The sequence below is a fragment of the Planktothrix sp. FACHB-1355 genome, from assembly GCF_014748295.1.
GTDB lineage: Bacteria > Cyanobacteriota > Cyanobacteriia > Cyanobacteriales > Aerosakkonemataceae > Aerosakkonema > Aerosakkonema funiforme_A.
In genome coordinates this window covers 1-5,737 of record NZ_JACJUP010000353.1, presented here as the reverse complement: position 1 = coordinate 5,737, position 5,737 = coordinate 1, and the positions used below count along the sequence as shown (strand labels likewise).

Genomic DNA, 5,737 nt, shown 5'->3' with positions numbered 1-5,737 from the left:
TATCCACTCACCAGCGGCACTACGTCTAACCTCACTACCAACAGTGACATCATCCTCGAAGTAGCGAATGAAATATATTTGGGTTATCAGTATACAGGTAATCTATACGATGTAAATAAACCTGACGCCACGACTTTTGACACTGAGTGGAATGAGAACTTTCAGACATTCTTATCAGATTCAAAGAAAACGAAGTCACCCATCCTAGACAGTTCACTGAAGAATTACAAAATAACTAAGGACGAGCTAGCCAAAACTGTCAAAGATGATTTATACAATGACTTCCAAGCGATTCCAAGTCTAGCAAGCCGAAACTTCGATCAAGACTTAACTGCTTTCACGAAATCTTTAGGAAGTAGTGGTAGTAGTGATGTTGATGAAATAATTTTCCTAATCGATGGTGGGACAGACAAAACAACCAAAATCAATGACTTTAAAGCCTTTGTTATTGTCAAAGATGAGTTGAAGAAGTTGGCGGTGGATGAAGCTTTCCAGTTATATTATACTTATGCGAAGAGCAGCAGCAACGATCAGTCAAGCTTGTCTGCTTTTCTTGATAAGTTCCATACATTCACCAACAACGCCACCCCCCCAAGTAACCCCAGTAACAGTGACATCATCCTCGAAGTAGCGAAGAAAATATATGAGGATTATAAGTATTCAGGTAAGCTATACGATGTAAAAAAACCTGACACCACGACTTTTGACACTTGGACTAATCAGTTTGAGAGTTTCCTATCAGATGCAGCCAAGACTTTCCAGACACCCGGTTCGGCGAGCGATGATCGATCACTGCCGTCGGATGATGATATAACAACAAAGGACGATCTGCTCAGTTTGTTGAAAGGGGAGAGTAGCCAGCAGCCGACGACAGATAGTCTGAATGAAGCACTAGACCTATATAACATATACGCTAACAACACGACAGACGCTACTAAAAAAGGCTTTGGGGATTTTATCACAAATTTCCATGACTTTATTAGCAAGTTCCAACTCCACTCAATAGCCACAGCCACAACACTAAACTCAACTCAATTGGGTTATTATAACGATCTTGAGACACGAGTAAATGTTGACCAGAGCAAGAGTGATGAGTCAGTTATAATCGCCGACGCTATGAGTGAAGCAGTTGACTTGAAGCAGTTGACTGAAGCAGTTGGCTTATTTGGTCTTACAGGGCCATATGATACGACAAACTACAACAACTGGGTGAAGCTGACTGATATAATCTATGAAGCAAACACGAAAGGCATAGATAAAAGCGGAAAGTTGGTTGCGGAATGGTGGACTGACGATCATTTAAACCTTTTGAAGGACGCAGAAGTACAGAAATTAAACAATGATAGCCTCGCACAAGTACTTGACCTATATGGAATATATGCTAAAAACACGACAACAGGCGACACTGGCTTTAGGGACTTTATATCAGATTTCCATAACTTCCTGAAGTTCCAACTCCCCTCAACGAATTCTAATGATTATAACGATCTTAAGGCACAATTAGATGTTGACCAGAGCAAGAGTGATAATTCAGTTATAATCGCCGATGCCCAGCTTGAAGTGACCCGCTTAGAGGCTCTTCTTAATTTAAAAGAGTCAGATTTACTAACAAAGTACAAAGAATGGATGAAGCCGACTGATATAATCAATGAAGCAAAGACGCAAGGCATTAACAATGGAAATTTCGTTGCGGAATGGTGGACTGACCATCATTTAAAGCTATGGAAGTATGCAGCAAAGACGACAGATGCTCTCAATAAACTGGATGGAGTACTTGACCTAAAACATACCCTATCGCAAGTATATACTACCAACACGACAGACGCTACTCAGACGAAAGACGCTACTCACAATGGGGATTTTACTTCAAATTTCCATGACTTCATGAAGTTCAAAATCGAAAGTATATATAACGCTCTTGAGAAAGGAGTAGATGTTGACCAGAGCAAGAGTGATAATCATGAAGTTATGATCGCAGATGCCCAGACTGAAGTAGTTGACTTATTTGGTCTTGGAAAAACATCGACTAAGTTGAAGGCTGAATACGCAGACTGGGTGAAGCCAGCTGATATAATCTATGAAGCAAAGACGAAAGGCATAGATGACGGAAATTTGGTTGTGGATTGGTGGACTCCCGCTCATTGGAAGTCATGGAGCCAAGCCTATCTGAATAAATACAAAGGGGAGCCGATCTTTTGGAAGCACGAGGGAATGCAATTGGAGGAAGGAATTAACTTGGATGGGGATAAGCTTGTTTTTGTTAATGGAGCTGTAGACGAAAAAACCAACGATACAATAGCCGACAAGGAGGGAAATGTAGTGTGGATTCCCACGGGTCATCCAGAGAAGACCCAGATATTTGATAAACAAAGAAATAATGAACGGAACGTTGTGATAGAAGAAGGGGCGAAATGGGAAGACATCGAAAATTACATAAATGATAGTAACCACACAGAGGAGGTGAGGGCAGTACAGACAAAGTTCGCGTACGAATTCTTAAAGAGTATTTGGCAGCGCACGCATGAATTAGGAATATGGGGGAATGAAGCAGTCGCGGAAGCAGTCGCAGTCGATGACGGATATCCCAGTGACTTTGACGTTGAAGCAAAGTGGAAAATCGAAGCAAGATCTGCGGGGGGGGATATATTGAGTGATTTAGGGGGGGTTGAGATAGGGGGTCAATTTTATTGGGGTTCGGAGGATATGGATCCTTATCAAAGAGCATATAAGGAGATGGAGTGGAACAATAATTGGAACTTGTTTGCTGGGACTGGAAACCCGTTAACTGTTGTGGCTGATCTGGTGTTGGGAGCGCACTGGCACGCCGACCCCATCCACGCAATGTTTGACGCTATAACATTTGGTATTACGGCGGCGGGAGGCGACACCTACGAGGAAATTCCTTGGTGGGATGAGGATTATTCTTTGACACAGGACAAACAGCTGCTCTCGCCGGCTCTCAACGCCGCCACCGCCATCATCCAACTAGCCTAACCCCCATCAAACCACACCCCAAGCCAAAAGCCAACCGCTTGGGGTTTTTCCCACCCCCACCCGATACCTTGTGTTACTTGCAATAAAAAATATTTCCATTATATAAAAGATACACTAAAAAAGGGAAGATAGTCAAGAAGCAATTCGCCAACCTAATTTTTGCGATGCGTCGGACGAATAAACAGATAAGTTTATTATTCAACAAATACTTAAATTTCTATTATAAATAGAAAGAAAAACTCCGAATATTCAGTAGGAGACAAATATGCAAATTAAAAGCAACACAGAAATGGGAAAAGTTTTTGCAACTCTGACAATCGTTAATCGCGCCGACCAAATTCGGGCGGAAGATGGGACAATTCCACCAGAACAAATTCGGTCTATAACGCTCAAAAATGTGTTAGTAGATACAGGAGCAACTACCTTGTGTTTACCGCCAGAAGCGATCGCCAAACTGGGACTAAAACTACAGAAAGAAGTAGACGTAGCAACGGCAATGGGAATTGGTAAAGCCCGAATTTTCCGAGATGCCACCATATCTATGTTCGATCGAGAAGGAACCTTCGAGTGTTGGGAACTACCCGGAGGAAGAGATCCGCTTCTGGGAGTGATTCCTCTAGAAGCTTTGGGATTAGAAATCAATTTGAAAAATCAAACTTTAAAGCCGTTACCCATCAGTCCAACCGAAACTTATTTGACAATTTTGTAAAGATGTGAATTGCCGCTAGATTCTACTGACAAGTCAAAGTGCGATCGCTCGGTCGATCGCCAGTAAGTCAGCGAGCGGATTTGGGAATCAATTGTCATGCAATAATACTCAAACTATAATTTTACCGGAGGTTAGGTTAATCATGGTTCGCATTCGTGAAATTGTGCAAAAAGCTCTTGCCACTGGTTATCTCAGTGTGGAAGCAGAAGAGCAACTGCGACAGCTATTAAAAACTAAATATAGTATGCAAGATTTAAACGCTTTTATGACATTGCAGCAAGCCGCAATGAACGGTATGGTAAAGCAAGAATCGCGCTTATTAATACACTCGTAACATCGGCAATCTATGCTCGCTCGCACACCCACGCCTCTACGCGATCGCCTACTTTTTCACTACTTCCGCAGAACTGCCGTAATAATCACTGTAATAGTAGCACTAGCAATCAAAGTAAAAGCAAGTTGAACCACCCATTGAGTTGCTTGCTGGTAGTTAGTAAAACGGTCATTGAACTTTTCTACATCATTCGATAGCTTATCCAACTTTTCGATTACATCTGCTAGTGTTGGTTCGTTATTTGGTGTGCTAGTCATAGCTGTTTCCTAAAGGTATGATTCCATTATAGCAACTATGACTGAAATAAATAAGCAATAGCGGTCGGCGATCGCACATTTAATTTAACCAACATAAACCTTTATTTTTGTGCGAAAATAAATCCAATTAATGCTTCATCCTTAGCTTTTTGCGTAAACCCAGTATCGATGAATTTCCCTTATTTGGGCCACTGCTGTATCTTTGCCTGCGTCCACCGTTACCAGAAATCAGTCCAAAAGTAGTAGAAGCTCGCCAAATGGCCTCTCTAACTAGCTCAAAACTGTGAGCGAGTGGGGTGGGTATTGCCCATCCTACTATTTTGCGATCGCACTTTCCATTCCCCATCCGGAAAAGCCGTTACATTTAATTGCGATCCGCTCCCGCATATACTTATTTAATTTCCAGCCAAATCGCCGTAAATTTACGGATCTAGTCATAGCTGAACAAAGTATTTATACAGTTACACTTATCCCAAAAAACCGGGCGATCCGATTTAAAACAAAAATTAATTCAGCGAAAGACAAAATAAAGACCGCCATCATAACCACCAGGAAACTTTTTCGTTGACGCGGTTAGTGTTCGACTAAAAACTCACCCTAAAATTTCGCATTTTTCCTGATGGACTAGCCAAACTTTGGGATCGGTAAATAGATGATTTGGCTAGACAGTCATGAAACTTAAAGTTATTAAAGATACTGTATTCAAACAATCCCCCGTACAGGCGATCGAACTACCCGAAGCTCAAAAAGTAGATGTTGACTCTGGTAGAGTATTCGACATCAGTTCCTATAAAGACATCGGAAGTCATGTGCGATTCTCTTTAGAAAAAACTTTCCTCAAAAGCAGAAACACTTGGGTCGCTTACCAAGAACACATAGAAGTTATTGGCGACGATGGTATTAAACGCATCGGTAAATTCGGCCCCAATGACAAACTGCCCCAAGAAGTACGTTTAGCTGTTCCCTACTTCAGCCAACTCAATAACAGATACGCACCGCAGGGAACCTGCAACGTCACCAGCGTTGCCATGTGTTTGTACTACTATGGGATTAGACCAGCCCGTCGCAATAAGCAGCTAGAAGACGAATTGTTTGAACTGATCAAACGTAATGGATGGGATCGTCACGTTCACGATCATCTGGTGAGAGTTTTCCTGGAATACGATATGTACGATGTCTTCAAAACAGAAGCAACTTGGAATGAAGTCAAAGCGCACCTAGCCAACGGAAATCCCGTCATTTACTCAGGTCGATTAACAGGCGCAGGACATATAATTGTTCTACGCGGTTATGACGAAACGGGATTCTTTGTTAACGATCCCTACGGCGAGTACTTTGCTTCCGGCTACAGAACCGATATGACAGGGGAAAACCTGCATTACTCCTACAATCTGGTCAAATCCAAGAGCTATACCGGCCCCGACACCACCTGGGCGCACTTCC

Annotated in this window: 6 protein-coding genes; 4 read left to right on the top strand and 2 right to left on the bottom strand. The window is 42.3% G+C overall.

Going from position 1 to position 5,737, the window contains the following annotated elements; translation table 11 throughout:
- The first annotated feature begins 78 nt into the window (after window positions 1-78).
- From H6S82_RS15660 to H6S82_RS15650, 3 genes are all read left to right on the top strand, one after another.
- Window positions 79-2,994, top strand: a complete 2,916-nt coding sequence (locus H6S82_RS15660) for a hypothetical protein (RefSeq protein WP_191056400.1) — start codon at window positions 79-81, stop codon at window positions 2,992-2,994.
- A gap of 265 nt (window positions 2,995-3,259) precedes the next feature.
- A complete protein-coding gene (locus tag H6S82_RS15655; protein ID WP_190462239.1) occupies window positions 3,260-3,703 on the top strand; it encodes an aspartyl protease family protein in 444 nt (147 codons plus the stop codon).
- 142 nt (window positions 3,704-3,845) lie between these two features.
- Window positions 3,846-4,037, top strand: coding sequence for a hypothetical protein (locus H6S82_RS15650; RefSeq protein WP_190462237.1), 192 nt, complete (start codon window positions 3,846-3,848; stop codon window positions 4,035-4,037).
- Window positions 4,038-4,096: 59 nt separating this feature from the next.
- Here the strand turns inward: H6S82_RS15650 and H6S82_RS15645 are convergent, their stop codons facing one another.
- Together H6S82_RS15645 and H6S82_RS34060 are read right to left on the bottom strand one after the other, a co-directional pair.
- Window positions 4,097-4,294, bottom strand: coding sequence for a hypothetical protein (locus tag H6S82_RS15645; protein WP_190462235.1), 198 nt, complete (start codon window positions 4,292-4,294; stop codon window positions 4,097-4,099).
- Between the two features lie 315 nt (window positions 4,295-4,609).
- A complete protein-coding gene (locus H6S82_RS34060) occupies window positions 4,610-4,732 on the bottom strand; it encodes a hypothetical protein (RefSeq protein ID WP_255512175.1) in 123 nt (40 codons plus the stop codon).
- A 233-nt stretch (window positions 4,733-4,965) separates the two neighbouring features.
- Between H6S82_RS34060 and H6S82_RS15640 the strand changes: the two genes are divergently transcribed.
- The coding region (locus tag H6S82_RS15640) for a C39 family peptidase (RefSeq protein WP_191056399.1) at window positions 4,966-5,737 on the top strand (772 nt) is incomplete at its 3' end.

Coding starts and splice junctions, on each gene's coding strand:
- H6S82_RS15655 (WP_190462239.1), top strand. CDS start 3,260: ATGCAAATTAAAAGCAACACAGAAATGGGAAAAGTTTTTGCAACTCTG.
- H6S82_RS15650 (WP_190462237.1), top strand. CDS start 3,846: ATGGTTCGCATTCGTGAAATTGTGCAAAAAGCTCTTGCCACTGGTTAT.
- H6S82_RS15645 (WP_190462235.1), bottom strand. CDS start 4,294: ATGACTAGCACACCAAATAACGAACCAACACTAGCAGATGTAATCGAA.
- H6S82_RS34060 (WP_255512175.1), bottom strand. CDS start 4,732: ATGACTAGATCCGTAAATTTACGGCGATTTGGCTGGAAATTAAATAAG.